Annotated in this window: 11 protein-coding genes; 2 read left to right on the forward strand and 9 right to left on the reverse strand. The window is 70.3% G+C overall.

Features of this window, described 5'->3' with window-relative positions:
* Window positions 1–39 precede the first annotated feature (39 nt).
* Window positions 40–1,254 (forward strand): acetyl-CoA C-acyltransferase, encoded by a 1,215-nt coding sequence (locus tag ACIQD7_RS04155; RefSeq protein ID WP_121831240.1) that lies wholly within the window; start codon window positions 40–42, stop codon window positions 1,252–1,254.
* A complete protein-coding gene (locus ACIQD7_RS04160; RefSeq protein WP_402439214.1) occupies window positions 1,251–3,380 on the forward strand; it encodes a 3-hydroxyacyl-CoA dehydrogenase NAD-binding domain-containing protein in 2,130 nt (709 codons plus the stop codon). Before ACIQD7_RS04155 ends, ACIQD7_RS04160 begins: the two co-directional genes overlap by 4 nt.
* A gap of 83 nt (window positions 3,381–3,463) precedes the next feature.
* Here the strand turns inward: ACIQD7_RS04160 and ACIQD7_RS04165 are convergent, their stop codons facing one another.
* The 9 genes from ACIQD7_RS04165 to ACIQD7_RS04205 all read right to left on the reverse strand — a co-directional run bounded on the left by ACIQD7_RS04165 (window position 3,464) and on the right by ACIQD7_RS04205 (window position 15,424).
* Entirely contained in the window at window positions 3,464–4,552 is a 1,089-nt protein-coding gene (locus ACIQD7_RS04165) for a hypothetical protein (RefSeq protein ID WP_402439216.1), read from the reverse strand.
* A 109-nt stretch (window positions 4,553–4,661) separates the two neighbouring features.
* Window positions 4,662–6,140, reverse strand: a complete 1,479-nt coding sequence (locus tag ACIQD7_RS04170) for an amino acid permease (protein ID WP_402439710.1) — start codon at window positions 6,138–6,140, stop codon at window positions 4,662–4,664.
* Between the two features lie 200 nt (window positions 6,141–6,340).
* On the reverse strand, window positions 6,341–8,263 hold the full coding sequence (gene dxs, locus ACIQD7_RS04175; RefSeq protein WP_121831244.1) for a 1-deoxy-D-xylulose-5-phosphate synthase: 1,923 nt from the start codon (window positions 8,261–8,263) through the stop codon (window positions 6,341–6,343).
* Window positions 8,264–8,509: 246 nt separating this feature from the next.
* Window positions 8,510–9,838, reverse strand: a complete 1,329-nt coding sequence (locus tag ACIQD7_RS04180) for a sugar ABC transporter permease (RefSeq protein ID WP_402439219.1) — start codon at window positions 9,836–9,838, stop codon at window positions 8,510–8,512.
* A complete protein-coding gene (locus ACIQD7_RS04185) occupies window positions 9,835–10,623 on the reverse strand; it encodes an ATP-binding cassette domain-containing protein (RefSeq protein WP_163013871.1) in 789 nt (262 codons plus the stop codon). Before ACIQD7_RS04185 ends, ACIQD7_RS04180 begins: the two co-directional genes overlap by 4 nt.
* Window positions 10,624–10,934: 311 nt before the next feature.
* Window positions 10,935–11,999, reverse strand: a complete 1,065-nt coding sequence (locus ACIQD7_RS04190; RefSeq protein ID WP_402439221.1) for a sugar ABC transporter substrate-binding protein — start codon at window positions 11,997–11,999, stop codon at window positions 10,935–10,937.
* A 122-nt stretch (window positions 12,000–12,121) separates the two neighbouring features.
* Window positions 12,122–13,333, reverse strand: coding sequence for an ROK family transcriptional regulator (locus ACIQD7_RS04195; RefSeq protein WP_121831246.1), 1,212 nt, complete (start codon window positions 13,331–13,333; stop codon window positions 12,122–12,124).
* Between the two features lie 223 nt (window positions 13,334–13,556).
* Entirely contained in the window at window positions 13,557–14,495 is a 939-nt protein-coding gene (locus ACIQD7_RS04200) for a carbohydrate ABC transporter permease (RefSeq protein WP_121831247.1), read from the reverse strand.
* Complete coding sequence (locus ACIQD7_RS04205; RefSeq protein WP_402439223.1) at window positions 14,495–15,424, reverse strand: carbohydrate ABC transporter permease; 930 nt, start codon at window positions 15,422–15,424, stop codon at window positions 14,495–14,497. Before ACIQD7_RS04205 ends, ACIQD7_RS04200 begins: the two co-directional genes overlap by 1 nt.
* Window positions 15,425–15,494: the final 70 nt, after the last annotated feature.

The following is a 15,494-nucleotide window of genomic DNA, read 5'->3' on the forward strand; positions in this document are numbered from 1 at the left end:
CCGCAGCAGTGCCATCCCGCACCCTGGAGGAGAGCCATCGTGCCTCGTACCGTCAGGGACGTCGTCTTCGTCGACGGCGTCCGCACCCCGTTCGGCAAGGCGGGCCCGAAGGGCATCTACCACGAGACCCGCGCCGACGACCTCGTCGTGAAGGCCATCCGGGAGCTGCTGCGCCGCAACCCGGGCCTCGACCCCGCGAAGATCGACGAGGTCGCCATCGCCGCGACCACGCAGATCGGCGACCAGGGCCTGACCCTCGGCCGTACGGCGGGCATCCTCGCCGGCCTGCCGCAGTCGGTGCCGGGCTACTCCATCGACCGCATGTGCGCCGGCGCGCTGACCGCCGTCACCACGACCGCCGGTTCGATCGCCTTCGGCGCGTACGACGCCGTCATCGCCGGTGGCGTCGAGCACATGGGCCGCCACCCCATGGGCGAGGGCGTCGACCCGAACCCGCGCTTCGTGTCGGAGAAGCTGGTCGACGAGGCCGCCCTCTTCATGGGCATGACCGCCGAGAACCTGCACGACCGCTACCCGAGCATCACCAAGCGGCGCGCCGACGAGTACGCCGTGCGCTCGCAGGAGAAGGCCGCCAAGGCGTACGCCGACGGCAAGATCCAGCCGGACCTGGTGCCGATCTCGGTCCGCCGCACCTCCCCCGAGGGCGGCGAGACGGGCTGGGGCCTGGTCACCGCCGACGAGCCGATGCGCCCGGGCACCACCCTGGAGTCGCTGGCCAACCTGAAGACGCCGTTCCGCGTCCACGGCAACGTCACCGCGGGCAACGCGGCCGGCCTGAACGACGGCGCCACCGCCTCGATCATCGCCTCCGAGGACTTCGCCCGGGAGAACGGCCTCCCGGTCAAGATGCGCCTGGTCTCCTACTCCTTCGCCGGCGTCGAGCCCGAGGTCATGGGCTACGGCCCGATCCCGGCCACCGAGAAGGCCCTCGCGCAGGCCGGCCTGTCCATCGAGGACATCGGCCTCTTCGAGATCAACGAGGCCTTCGCGGTCCAGGTCCTCGCCTTCCTGGAGCACTACGGCATCGCCGACGACGACGCCCGCGTCAACCAGTACGGCGGCGCCATCGCCTACGGCCACCCGCTCGCCTCCTCCGGCGTCCGTCTGATGACGCAGCTGGCCCGCCAGTTCGAGGAGAACCCGCAGGTCCGCTACGGCCTCAACACCATGTGCGTCGGCTTCGGCATGGGCGCGACGGTCATCTGGGAAAACCCCCACTGGGAGGGCAAGTGAGCACCACCGCCGAGCTTCTGAAGGGCGCCGCCGAGCTCTTCCCGGACGAGGTCGTCACCAGCGCCCACGTACGGCACTTCGAACTGCCCGCGGGTGCGGGCCGGTTCGCCCTGATCACCCTGGACAACGGCTTCGACCACACCAAGCCGACCACCTTCGGCCCGCAGTCCCTCGCCAACCTGAACACGGCGATCGACCAGGTCGAGGCCGAGGCCGCGAACGGCGAGATCACCGGCGTCGGCATCACCGGCAAGCCGTTCATCTTCGCCGTCGGCGCCGACCTCAAGGGCGTCGAGCTGCTGAAGAAGCACGACGAGGCGCTCGCCATCGGCAAGGGCGGCCACGACGTCTTCAAGCGGCTGTCCTCGCTCGCCGTGCCGACCTTCGCGTACTACAACGGCGCGGCCATGGGCGGCGGCGTCGAGGTCGGTCTGCACTGCACCTACCGCACCGTGTCGAAGGCCCTGCCGGCCTTCTCGCTGCCCGAGGTCTTCCTCGGTCTGGTGCCCGGCTGGGGCGGCTGCGCCATCCTGCCGAACCTGATCGGCGCCGAGAAGGCCGTCTCGGTCATCATCGAGAACTCGCTGAACCAGAACCGTCAGCTCAAGGGCAAGCAGGTCTTCGAGCTGGGCATCGCCGACGCCCTGTTCGAGGGCGCGGACTTCCTGGAGCAGTCGCTGATCTGGACGGCCTCCGTCCTCAACGGCACCACCACCGTCGAGCGCCCCGAGGTCGACCGCGGCGAGGCCTGGGACCAGGCCGTCGCCAAGGGCCGCTTCGTCGCCGACTCCAAGGTGCACGGCGCCGCCCCGGCCGCCTACCGCGCCCTCGACATCATCGAGGCCGCCAAGGACGGGGACCTGCAGAAGGGCTTCGACGCCGAGGACCAGGCCCTCGCGGACCTGATCATGGGCGGCGAGCTGCGCTCCGGCATCTACGCCTTCAACCTGGTGCAGAAGCGCGGCAAGCGTCCCGCCGGCGCCCCGGACAAGTCGCTGGCCCGCCCGGTCACCAAGGTCGGCGTCGTCGGCGCCGGTCTGATGGCCTCCCAGCTGGCCCTGCTCTTCCTGCGCCGTCTGGAGGTGCCGGTCGTCCTGACCGACATCGACCAGGAGCGCGTCGACAAGGGCGTCGGCTACGTCCACGCCGAGATCGAGAAGCTGCTCGGCAAGGGCCGCATCAACCAGGACAAGGCCAACCGCCTCAAGGGCCTGGTCTCCGGCGTCCTGGACAAGGCCGCGGGCTTCGCGGACGCGGACTTCGTCATCGAGGCCGTGTTCGAGGAGATGTCCGTCAAGCAGAAGGTGTTCGCGGAGGTCGAGGCGGTCGCCCCGGCGCACGCGATCCTCGCCACCAACACCTCCTCGCTGTCCGTCTCGGAGATGGCCTCCAAGCTCAAGCACCCCGAGCGCGTGGTCGGCTTCCACTTCTTCAACCCGGTCGCGATCCTCCCGCTCCTGGAGATCGTGCGCGGCGAGCAGACGGACGACGCCTCCCTCGCCACCGCCTTCGGCGTGGCGAAGAAGCTGAAGAAGACCGCGGTCCTCACCAAGGACGCCCCGGCGTTCGTCGTGAACCGCATCCTGACCCGCTTCATGGGCGAGATCCAGAACGTCATCGACGAGGGCACCCCCGTCGAGACGGCGGAGAAGGCCATCGAGCCGCTCGGCCTGCCGATGTCGCCGCTGGTCCTCCTGGAGCTGGTCGGCCCGGCGATCGGCCTGCACGTCTCCGAGACGCTGAACCGCTCCTTCCCCGAGCGCTTCACGGTCTCCCCCAACCTGAAGGCGGTCGTCGAGGCCGGCAAGCGCGGCTTCTACGTGTACGACTCCGGGAAGCCGGAGCTCGACCCCGAGGTCGCCGCCCTCCTCAAGCAGGGCGACAGCGTCCTGACCGAGGAGCAGGTCCGCGACCGCGTCCTGGACGCGGTGGCGCAGGAGATCGGCCTGATGCTGGAGGAGGGTGTCGTCGCCGAGGCGCAGGACATCGACCTCTGCCTGATCACGGGCGCGGGCTGGCCCTTCCACCTGGGCGGCATCACGCCGTACCTGGACCGCGAGGGCGTCTCCGAGCGCGTCAACGGCAAGCGTTTCCTGGCGCAGGGCGTGGCGAGCGTCCCGGCGTAACGCTCCAGGGCTCGTACGGACGGCCCCGGCACCTTCCCAAGGTGCCGGGGCCGTTCCCGTTCCCGTACGCGCTCCGCCGGGGGTCAGCGCACCGGGCGCCAGTTCTCCAGCACGAAGCCGTCCGCCGCGGGCCGCTGACGGGTGGTGAGCAGCGAGGTCCCGCCGGCCAGTGCCATCGCGACCAGGCGCCCTTCGAGGTCCCGGGTGAGGACGGTGGTCAGTTCGCCGTGCCGCTCCCCCGTCTCCGACCAGCGGGCGCCCGCCTCCTCCTGCTCGCTCGGGTAGGCGGCGAGGGCGAGCCGGCCGTCCTCGGACCGCTGGGCCAGGACGGTGCAGTCGAAGCCGTCGACGAGGCAGCGGGTGACGGAGAGCGGGCCGGTGCCGACCGCGTCGGTGAGGGGCGTGGGCTTCAGGGAGCGCTCGGGCGACCAGGCGCACACCTTTCCGTCCTGGTCGACGTAGAAGGCCGTGGCGTGCCCTGAGGGGCCCTTCACGGCCGCCAGGGTGCCCATGGTGACCGCGGCGGGGAGGATCTCCTCGCGGATCGGCTTCGCCCCCGACTCGCGCTGCACGTAGCGCAGGAGTCCCGTGGCGTGCGAGGTGTACAGCTCGACGAAGCCCGAACCGTTGGTGACGGCCGCCGGCAGGGGGTCGGTCTTGGAGCCGACGAGATCCCACCACGGGTGCCAGCCGCCCGCGTCCTTCTGGGCCCGCACGCTGATGCCGCCGCCGCCGTTGCGGCAGAAGACGTACGCGCGCCCGATGCCGTCCACGGTCACGGAGGGGGTGCCGGTCCACCGGTAGGAGGCGCCGTTGGGGTGGGTGATCGAGCGCCACTCCAGGGCCGGGCGGCCCGTCTGGTACTGGGTGGTGTGCACCAGCTCGACGTGGTCCGCCCCGCCGGCCGGCACGGGCCGCAGGCCGACGAGGTGGACGTATCCGTCGGCGCCCTGGCCGACCGAGAGGCTGGGCAGCAGCGCACCGCCGCCGCCGAGGGACACGGGCCCGCTCCAGCCGCCGCCGTCCTCGGTCCAGCGCACCACTTCGCCGTCCCGGGGCAGATAGACGCTGAATCTGCCCTCCTTCCCCCGGGCCAGCCAGGATCCCCGCAGCACGGGGGTGGTGGAGGAGCCGTGGGGGTGGGCGGCGGGGGCCTCGGATCGATTCGCCATGAGGGGTGCAGCGCTCCGGATCATCGGGGGGCGGGTCGGGTACGAGCCGACTGTAGCGGCCCCTTCGAACGCTCTTCCCGCCACCCGCCGCCCCGCTCCCGGAGGCCCCTCAGTACCGGGCTTCGCGGCCCTCCCGGCCCAACCGGCTGTGACTCCGCCCGTACAGGAAGTACACGACGATGCCGATCGCCATCCAGACGGCGAACCGGAACCAGGTCTCGCCGGGCAGGTTGAGCATCAGCCAGAACGAGGCCGCGATGGAGAGGATCGGCAGCACGGGCACCCAGGGGGTGCGGAAGGCGCGCGGCAGGTCGGGACGGGTGCGGCGGAGCACCATGACGCCGATCGCGACGACCACGAAGGCGAAGAGGGTGCCGATGTTCACCAGGGTCGCCAGCTCGTTGATGCTGGTGAAGCCGGCGACGATCGCGATGATCACGCCGAGCAGGATCGTCGGCCGGTACGGGGTCCGGAACCGGGGGTGGGTGACGGAGAAGAAGCGCGGCAGCAGGCCGTCGCGGCTCATCGCGAAGAAGACGCGGGTCTGGCCGAGCAGCAGGATCAGACAGACGGTGGTGAGGCCGACGGCGGCGCCGAAGCTGATCACGCCCGCGTAGAAGGGGTGGCCGGCGGCTTTGAAGGCGTCGGCGAGCGGGGCGCTCACGGACAGCTCCGTGTAGTGCTGCATACCGGTGACGACGAGGGCGACGGCCACGTAGAGCACGGTGCAGATGAAGAGCGAGCCGAGGATGCCCCGGGGCATGTCCCGCTGCGGCAGCTTGGTCTCCTCGGCGGCGGTGGCCACCACGTCGAAGCCGATGAAGGCGAAGAAGACGACGGAGGCGGCGGTGAAGATGCCCATGACGCCGAAGTTCGTCGGCTCGTAGCCGAAGAGCAGCTGGACCAGCGGGGAGTCCCAGTTGGAGCCGCCGCCCTCCGGGGTGACGGCCGGCGGGATGAAGGGCTTGTAGTTGTCGCCGACGATGAAGAACAGGCCGGCGACGATCACGATCATCACCACGGTCACCTTGATCGCCACGACGAGCGCGGTGATCCGGGCGGAGAGCTTCATGCCCAGGACGAGGACCACGGTGAGGACCAGGACGAGGATGAACGCCAGGATGTCGAAGGTCCCGCCGGGCGCGTCCGGGCCCTCCAGGGCCGCCGGCAGGTGCCAGTCGATGTTGTCCATGAGCGAGCGGACGTAGCCGGACCAGCCGACGGCCACCACCGCCGTCCCGAGGGCGAACTCCAGGACGAGGTCCCAGCCGATGATCCAGGCGGGCAGCTCGCCGATGGAGGCGTACGCGAAGGTGTACGCCGATCCGGCCACCGGCACCGTCGAGGCGAACTCGGCGTAGCACAGGGCGGCGAGGGCGCAGACGATGCCGGCGGCGACGAAGGCGAGGGCCGTCGCCGGGCCGGCGTTCTCCTTGGCGACCTTGCCGGTGAGGACGAAGATGCCGGTGCCGATGATGACGCCGACGCCGAAGACCGTGAGGTCCCAGGCGGACAGGGACTTCTTGAGGGCGTGCTCCGGCTCCTCCGTGTCCCGGATCGACTGCTCGACCGATTTGGTCCGGAACACCCCGGAGTTCGCCCGTGGCTGTTGGTCCGTACTCACCGTGGTACCTCCGCGCTCCGCCCGACGTCGGTCTCGGTGCCTCCGCGGGTCGGAGGCTGTGATGACGTCTGCCCGGACAGAGCCAGAATGCACGCGAATGGGCCGGTCGGCACCCGGGAGGGTGAACCGACCGGCCCAACGGGTGGTCCGGACGTGCCGCGGGGTCAGTCCCGGGCGGGCTCCGCCGTCTTGGCGCCGCTCTCCTCGTACCTGCCGTCGAGGCGGGAGACGAGGCCGGTGACCTGCCGGGCGACGTCCGGGGCGGTCAGGCCGATCTCGGCGAGGACCTCGGCGCGGGAGGCGTGGTCGAGGAAGCGCGGCGGGATGCCGAAGTCGCGCAGCGGCACGTCCACTCCGGCGTCGCGGAGGGCCTGGGCGACGGCCGAGCCGACGCCGCCGACGCGGCTGTTGTCCTCGACGGTGACGACGACCCGGTGGCGCTCGGCGAGCGGGGCGAGGGCCTCGTCGACGGGCTTGACCCAGCGGGGGTCGACGACGGTGGTGGAGATGCCCTGCCGGTCGAGCAGGTCGGCGATCTCCAGGCACATGGGCGCCAGGGCGCCGACCGAGACCAGCAGGACGTCGGGCCGGTCCGCACCGGGCTCGCGGAGGACGTCCATGCCGCCGACGCGGCGCAGGGCGGGGACGGCGGGGCCGACCGCGCCCTTGGAGAAGCGGACCACGGTGGGCGCGTCGGTGACCTCGACGGCCTCGCGCAGCTGGGCGCGGACCTGGTCGGCGTCGCGCGGGGCGGCGAGCCGCAGGCCGGGCACGACCTGGAGGATCGACATGTCCCACATGCCGTTGTGGGAGGCGCCGTCGGTGCCGGTGACGCCGGCCCGGTCGAGGACGAAGGTGACGCCGCACTTGTGCAGGGCCACGTCCATCAGGACCTGGTCGAAGGCGCGGTTGAGGAAGGTGGCGTACACCGCGAAGACCGGGTGGAGGCCGCCGGTGGCGAGGCCGGCCGCGGAGACCGCGCCGTGCTGCTCGGCGATGCCGACGTCGAAGACCCGCTCCGGGAAGGCCTTGGCGAACTTGTCGAGGCCGACGGGCTGGAGCATGGCCGCGGTGATGGCGACGACGTCCGCGCGCTCCTTGCCGAGGGCGACCATCTCGTCGGCGAAGACGCCGGTCCAGTCGGCGCCGGAGGTGGCGATCGGCAGGCCGGTGTCGGGGTGGATCCTGCCGACGGCGTGGAAGCGGTCCGCCTCGTCCTGGAGGGCCGGCTGGTAGCCGCGGCCCTTCTCGGTGAGGCAGTGGACGATGACGGGGCCGCCGAAGCGCTTGGCGCGCGTCAGGGCGGACTCCAGGGCCTCGATGTCGTGGCCGTCGATGGGGCCGACGTACTTGAGGCCGAGGTCCTCGAACATGCCCTGGGGGGCGATGAAGTCCTTGAGGCCCTTCTTGGCGCCGTGCAGGGTCTCGTAGAGCGGCTTCCCGACGACCGGGGTGCGCTCCAGGATGTCCTTGCCGCGGGCGAGGAAGCGCTCGTAGCCGTCGGTGGTGCGCAGGGTCGCCAGGTGGTTGGCGAGGCCGCCGATGGTGGGCGCGTAGGAGCGCTCGTTGTCGTTGACGACGATGACGAGCGGGCGGTCCTTGGCGGCGGCGATGTTGTTCAGCGCCTCCCAGGCCATGCCGCCGGTGAGGGCGCCGTCGCCGATGACGGCCACGACGTGGTCGTCCTTCTTCAGGACCTCGTTGGCCTTGGCCAGGCCGTCGGCCCAGCCGAGGACCGTGGAGGCGTGCGAGTTCTCGATGACGTCGTGCTCGGACTCGGCCTGCGAGGGGTAGCCGGAGAGGCCGCCCTTCATCTTGAGCTTCGAGAAGTCCTGGCGGCCGGTGAGCAGCTTGTGGACGTAGCTCTGGTGGCCGGTGTCCCAGAGGACCTTGTCCTTCGGGGAGTCGAACACCCGGTGCAGGGCGATGGTCAGCTCGACCACGCCCAGGTTGGGTCCGAGGTGCCCGCCGGTCTTGGAGACGGCGTCCACGAGGAACGTCCGGATCTCGTCGGCCAGCTGGTCCAGCTGTTCCGGGGAGAGCCGGTCCAGGTCTCGCGGTCCCCTGATACGGGTCAGCAGAGCCACCCGTTCCTCCTTGCGTTTGAGCTGGTCGAGCTTGCCGATTCGTCGAGTCTAATGTTCCGTCTTGGATCGTGGGCAGCGGGCCGGGGAGTGAGGCGTCACTCCGACGGTCTACGGCCCGCTGATCCGTACGGCTCCGTACGGGCGTGTGCACCGCTCCGGACGCACCGGTGCCCGGCGCCGGTTTCACGGCGCCGGGCAGGTGTGGCGAGCGTTACGCGCGCGTGTCGCTCCGGTGAGCGCGGCGCGCTAGGCGCGTCCGGCCGTCTTCTGGGTCTTGCGGGAGACGGAGTCGATGATCACGGCGATGAGCAGGACCGCTCCGGTGATCATGTACTGGATCGCGTTGGAGGACAGGTTCATCTGGTTGAGGCCCTGGACGATCGACTGGATGACCAGGATGCCCAGGAGCGCCGACCAGACCTTGCCGCGGCCGCCGAACAGGGACGTGCCGCCGATGACCGCCGCGGCGATGCACATCATGAGCTGGTTGCCGCCGCCGAGGGAGCGGTCGGCGCCGCCGGTCGCGGAGGCGAGGAACAGGCCGCCGACGGCGCCCATGGTGCCGGAGATCATGAAGACCGAGACCCGGATCCAGGAGACGTTGATGCCGGCGCGGCGGGCGGCCTCGATGCCGCCGCCGACCGCGAAGACCTGGCGGCCGTAGGTGGTGCGGCGCAGGACGAAGTCGGTGACGAGCAGGATCACCAGGAAGATCACCAGGGAGAGGGGCAGGCCCTGCTCCTGGTTGAAGCCGTACGCGGCGACGAGGACCAGGACCGCGAGGACGGCGGTGCGCAGGACGATCTCGCTCTGCGGGCGGTGCGGCAGGTCGGCGGCCTTGCGGCGGTGCGCGTCGCGGAACTGGGCCAGGTAGAAGGCGGCGATCACGACGGCGGCGAGGCCGTAGGCGGCGGCGACGTCGGAGAAGTAGTACTTCGTGAGGTCGTTGACGAAGCTGCCGATCGGGGTGGAGATGGTGGAGCGCTCGCCCATCACCCAGGTCTGCAGGCCGGCCCAGCCGAGGAAGCCGGCGAGGGTGACGACGAAGGCGGGCACGCCGATCTTGGCGAACACGATGCCGTGGAAGGCGCCGATCAGGGTGCCGGACAGGATGCCGAGGAGGATGGCGAGGCCGTCGGGCATGTCGGTGCCGAGGACGCCCCAGACGGAGCCGGCGAGGCCGGCCACGGAGCCGACGGCGAGGTCGATCTCGCCGAGCAGCAGCACGAAGACGATGCCGACGGCCATGATGCCGGGGCCGACCGCGTACAGCGTGATCTGGTCGAGGTTGTACGAGGTGATGAAGTTGCCGGTGAGGGCCTGGAAGACGATGCCGATGACGATGAGGCCGACGACGACGGGCAGCGAGCCGATCTCGCCGGAGCGGATCTTGCGCTTGAACTCGTCGACGTAGCCCTTGAAGCCCTGCTCGCGGACGAGGAGGCGGGGGTCGACGGCGGGGATCGCGGCGGCGGCCGGGGTCTCGGTGGCCGGGCTCTCGGTGGTCTCGGCGTCGGGGGTGCGGGGCTCGGGCACCGCGGCCGGGTCGTTCGCGGTGGGAGGGGTCGTGCTCACTTCGCTACCTCCGCGTTGCGGGCCTGGCGGCGGGTCACGGCGTTGTCCGTGGCACCGGTGATCGCGGCGATGATCTCTTCGTGCGTGGTGGTGGCGACCGGGAAGGTGCCGTTGTTGCGGCCCAGGCGGAGGACGGCCACGGTGTCCGCGACGGCCTTCACGTCGGCCATGTTGTGGCTGATGAGGATGACGCCGAGGCCCTGCTCGCGCAGCCGCTCGACCAGGTCGAGGACCTGGGCGGTCTGCTCGACGCCGAGGGCGGCGGTCGGCTCGTCGAGGATCACGATCTTCGGGTCGCCGACCAGGGCGCGGGCGATGGCCACGACCTGCCGCTGGCCGCCGGAGAGGGCGGCGACGGGGATGCGGACGCTGGGGATGCGGATGGAGAGGGTGGAGAGCAGGTCCTTCGCGCGCTTCTCCATGGCGACCTCGTCGAGGACGCCGCCCTTCTTGATCTCGCGGCCGAGGAACAGATTGGCGACCACGTCGAGGTTGTCGCAGAGCGCGAGGTCCTGGTAGACGGTCGCGACGCCGAGGTTCTGGGAGTCGTGCGGCCGGGAGATCTCGACCCGCTCGCCCTCCCACTCGATGACGCCCTCGTCGATCGGGTGCACGCCGGCGATCGTCTTGACCAGCGTGGACTTTCCCGCTCCGTTGTCGCCGACGAGCGCGACGACCTCACCTGCGTGGACTTCGAGATCGACACCGGAGAGGACCTGGACCGCTCCGAATCGCTTGAAGATCCCGCGCAACGCCAGCACGGGCGTCTGGGACACGTGAACCAACTCCTTCGCCGCCCGCGGACGGCGGCACGTCGCGCCGCCGGTGCAGCGCCAACAAAGTTCTGGGGGGTGGGCTTCGTCCGGCCCCCGGGCCGACAGCGGGGTCTGGGTCGGCCGGGGACCGGACGGGCTTGGGGGAACGGATCCGGGCCCCTCGCCGGTCGCCGTACGGGGTGTTCACCCTCTGTACGCGGGCGGACGGCGGGCGCGCGTCCGGCGCCGTCTCGGTCGGGAGACGGCCGGGGTGCCGGGCGCGGCCGGGCGGGGATCCGTGGCGCCGGGCCCCGGAGGGCCCGGCGGGGTCGTGCCGGGTGTTACTTGATGCCCAGCTCGGTGCACTTGGCGGCGAGGTCCGCGGTGCAGAGGTCGGCGGCCTTGTAGATGCCGTCCTTGACGACCGTGTCCTGGATGTTGGTCTTGTCGACCACGACCGGCGGGAAGAGCGTGGACGGGACGCCGTCGGTGTCACCCTGGGCGCCGAGGTCCTTGCCCTGGAGCAGGTTCACCGCGAACTTGGCGGCCTCGGGGGCCAGCTGGAGCGGCGACTTGTAGATCGTGAAGGTCTGGGTGCCGGCGATGATGCGCTGGATGCCCGCGACCTCGGCGTCCTGGCCGCCGACCGGGATGCCCTTGATGCCGGCGTTCTCCAGGGAGGTGACGATGCCGCCCGCCATGCCGTCGTTGGCGGAGTAGACGGCGCCGATCTTGTCCTTGCCGACCGAGGAGATCGCGGCGGACATCTTCTCGCCGGCGATCTTCGGGTCCCACTCGCCGGAGGCCTCGTAGGCGATCTTGCCGACCTTGCCGTCGAGGGCGGTGTGGGCGCCCTTCTTGAAGAGGGCGGCGTTCGGGTCCTTCTCGTCGCCGTTGATCATCACGACATTGGCGGCGGCGGCCTTGTCGCCGAGGGCGGCGAGGAGGGCCTGGCCCTGGAGCTCGCCGACCTTGTTGTTGTCGTGGCTGACGTAGGCGTCGGCGCCCTTGACCGCGCGGTCGTACGCGACGACCTTGACGCCCTTGGCCTTGGCGTCCTTGACCCAGCCCTCGGCCTTGGTGGCGTCGACCGGGTCGAGCGCGATGACCTTGATGCCGTCCGCGATGAACTGGTCGAACTGCTGCTTCTGCTTGACGACGTCGGAGACGGCGTTGTTGTAGACGACCTCGCAGTCGCCGCACGCGGCCTTGACGGCCTTCTCGAACTGGGGCTTGTCCAGGGCCTCGTAGCGCGAGGTCTTGTTCTCGGGAAGGAGCAGGCCGATCTTGGTCGAGCTGCCCTTGTCGCCGCTGTCGTCGCCGCCGGCCTGGCCACAGGCGGCGAGCGAGAGGGCCATCGACACCGCGGCCGTGGCTATGACGGCACGACGCGTCACTGCGTTCATTTGGGGTTGCCTCCCTGACGAGGCCGCGACGTTGCGGCCGAGGTGGCACGAAGTCAACTCGGCCGCAACGTTGGCGTCAAGAAGTAAATTCTTAACGAGATGACAACGGTGGTGTTCGTTATCTAAGTGAAGGCAAGCCGGGAGGCCGGAGCGGCGGCGGGCAGGGCGCTCTCCAACAGGGTCGAATCGCCCATTTCGCTCAGGACGAGGGCGAGTGCGCCCAGCACCTCGGCGCGCCCGCCGAGGGCCCCCTGGGCCAGTGAGAGCTGCCGGGCGGCACTGGGAATCGCGTACCGCGAGACGGAGTCCCTGATGGGCGCCAGGACCAGCTCACCGGCCTCCGCGAGGTCGCCGCCGAGCACCACCCGGCTGGGGTTCAGGAGGTTGCAGAGGTTGGCGATGCCGCTGCCGATGTGCCGCCCGACGTCCGCGATCACCCGGCGGCAGCCGGGGTCGCCCTCGCGGGCCAGCTGGACGACCCGCTCCATGGTCAGGTCGGGCCCGTGGCTCGGCTGGAGCAGCGGCAGGACGTAGCGGGCGGCCGTGAAGGTCTCCAGGCAGCCCCGGTTGCCGCAGCGGCAGACCGGCCCCGACTCGTCCAGGGTGATGTGCCCGATCTCCCCCGCGGTGCCGCCGGGGCCCCGGTAGACCCGTCCGTCTATCACCAGACCGGCGCCGACGCCGCTGGCCACCTTGATGTACGCCAGGTCCTTGACGCCCCGGCCGCCGCCCCAGACCAGCTCGCCGAGCGCGCCGAGGTTGGCGTCGTTGTCGACGTGCACGGGGACCCCGAGGCGGCCCGAGAGCTCCTCGGCGGGGTTGATGCCGCTCCACCCCGGCAGGATCGACGTCGAGCCGAGGGTGCCGGAGGAGACGTCGATCGGGCCCGGGACGCCGAGGCCCACGCCGATGACCTTGTCCGGGCCGATGCCGGTGGTCAGGACGAGCCGTTTGACCAGCTGTTCCGCCCGGTCGAAGCCCTCGGCGGCGGAGGCGTCGACGTCGAGCGGCTCGGCCTCCTCGGCGAGCACCTGGTGGGCGAGGTTGCCGACGGCGACCCGGAGGTGGGTGTGGCCGAAGTCGACCCCGATCACGATGCCGGCGTCGCCGGAGAGCGAGACGCTGCGGGCCCGGCGCCCCCCGGCGGAGGTGGGCGTGACCTCGACGGTCCCGCCGTCCTTCAGCTCCCGCACGATGTTGGAGACCGTGGCGGCGGAGAGGCCCGTCGCCCGGGCGATCTCCGCCTGGGTGAGCGAGCCGGCCATGCGCACCGCCCGGACGACCCGTTCGAGATTGGCCCTGTGCAGAGAAGTCTGCGAACCCGGAGTCTCCATCGACTCACTCACTCCCACCGTTTTCTCCAACATGTGAACTCTAAGGGGACGCTTTCGGCTTGGTCCCCGTCAAGACCTTGAGTGACGGAGGTGAGGGTCACACGGTGTTCGCGGCGGGTTTCCCGGCCCGTCCTCCCCCGGCCCCGTACCGCCCGAAGGGCCCCCGGCGCGCGGTGCGCCGGGGGCCCTTCGGGAGCGGTGGGGGCCGGTGCGGCCCCGGGGATCACTTCACGGCGCCGGCGGTCAGACCGGCCACCACCTGCCGCTGGAAGATGATGTACGCGGCGAGGACCGGGAGCATGGCCATCACCAGGCCGGCGAAGAGACCGGACCAGTCGCCCTTGTAGCCCTGGCTGACCGCGAGCTGGACGAGCCCCTGCGAGAGCACCTTCCGCTCCGGCTCGGTGTTGAGCACGGTCGGCAGCAGGTACTGGTTCCACTGCCCGAGGAAGTTGAAGATGCCGACGCTGATGAGGCCCGGCTTGGCCATCGGCAGCATCACCTGGAAGAAGGTCCGGGTGTGCGAGGCGCCGTCCACGAAGGCCGCCTCCGCCACCGAGGTCGGCAGGGTGCGGAAGAAGGCCGTGAGGAAGAAGACGGTGAACGGCAGCGAGTACGCGATGTACACGAGGATCAGGCCGTGCAGCGTGTTGAGCAGGGCCATGTTCTGCATCACGTAGAACAGCGGCACGAGCGCCAGGATGATCGGGAAGCTCATCCCCCCGATGAAGAGGAAGTAGATGAAGCGGTTGCCCGGGAACTCGAAGCGGGCCAGGACGTAGGCCGCCATCGAGCCGAAGAGGAGCGTGCCGATCAGCGAGCCGCCGACCACCAGGATGGTGTTCAGGAAGTAGTCGCTCATGTGCGCTTCGGTCCAGGCGCGCGACCAGTTCTCGAAGTGCAGCCGGTCGGGCAGTGCCCACGGGGAGGTGAAGATCGCCCGGTCGGTCTTGAAGGAGGTCATGACCGCCCAGAGCAGCGGCATGGCGACCATGATCGCCCAGAGGATCAGGATGCCGTGGGAGAAGACGTTGAGGGTGACGCCCTCGCCCTTCGGCTCCTTGCGGGGCGCGGGGGCCTTCGTCTTGGTGACCACGGGGTCCGGTCCCGACGGGGGGCCGGGGTTCTCCACTCCGGCGGGGGTTGTGTCGGTGATCTTCATCAGAACTCCAGCCGCTCGCGCCGGCCCAGCTTCATCACGACGGCCGCGAAGGCCAGCGTCACGACGAGCAGGGCGACGCCGATGGTCGTGGCGTAGGCGGCCTGACCGTCCCGGAACGCCTTCTGGTACACGTACAGCGGCAGGACGATGGTCGAGTAGTCGGGCCCGCCGCCACTGGGACCGACGGTCATGATCTGGACGACGGCGAAGGACTCGGCGCCGAGGGCGAGGATGCCCATGTAGATCCACCCGGACTGCACGGTGTCCCAGAGCAGCGGCAGGGTGATCTTGAAGAAGGTGGTGAAGCGGTTCGCGCCGTCGAGGAGGGCCGCCTCGTAGAAGTCCTTCGGAATGGACGCCATGCCGGCCGAGAAGAGGACGACGAAGAATCCGACGGTGGACCAGACGAGGACGACCATCACGCAGATGAGGGCGAGGTCCGGATCTCCGAGCCAGTCCGGCTGGACGCTGCCGAGACCGACGCCCTTCAGTACGGAGTTGATGGCTCCGCTGTTCGGGTTGTACGCGAACTGGAAGAGCAGCGCGACGATCGCGATCGACAGCACCTGCGGGAAGAAATACACGATCTTGTAGAAGGAGGACCCGCGCACACCGGCGATGGCCGCTCTCTTGCGGCGCCGACCGCCGACATTGAGCATGAAGGCGAAGAAGAGCGCGAGGCCGACGGTCACCAGCGGCAGCACCACCGCGAAGGTCAGGCTGTGCTGGAGCGATTTCCAGAAGATCTCGTCGTCCAGCATCCTGCTGTAGTTGTCGAATCCGATCATTCCGAATTCGGGGCTCAGTCCGGTCCAGTCCGTGAAGGAGTAGTAGATGGACTGGATGAACGGCCAGATGACGAACAGCGCGTAGAGCGCGAGGGGGGCCGCCAGGAACCCCACGATGAAACGGTACTTGCCGTGTTGCATTTCCTACCGACCCCGATCTTTCCCGCGCCGGGCACGCCGCTCGTGCCGCGTGCCAAGGGGCCGGGGCCCG

The organism is Streptomyces sp. NPDC093071 (assembly GCF_044754545.1).
Taxonomy (GTDB): Bacteria; Actinomycetota; Actinomycetes; order Streptomycetales; family Streptomycetaceae; genus Streptomyces.

Bases quoted from the DNA above. Each gene is read 5' to 3' on its own strand.
- ACIQD7_RS04165 (WP_402439216.1), bottom strand. From the start codon at position 4,552: ATGGCGAATCGATCCGAGGCCCCCGCCGCCCACCCCCACGGCTCCTCC.
- ACIQD7_RS04190 (WP_402439221.1), bottom strand. From the start codon at position 11,999: ATGAACGCAGTGACGCGTCGTGCCGTCATAGCCACGGCCGCGGTGTCG.
- ACIQD7_RS04195 (WP_121831246.1), bottom strand. From the start codon at position 13,333: ATGGAGACTCCGGGTTCGCAGACTTCTCTGCACAGGGCCAATCTCGAA.
- ACIQD7_RS04200 (WP_121831247.1), bottom strand. From the start codon at position 14,495: ATGAAGATCACCGACACAACCCCCGCCGGAGTGGAGAACCCCGGCCCC.
- ACIQD7_RS04205 (WP_402439223.1), bottom strand. From the start codon at position 15,424: ATGCAACACGGCAAGTACCGTTTCATCGTGGGGTTCCTGGCGGCCCCC.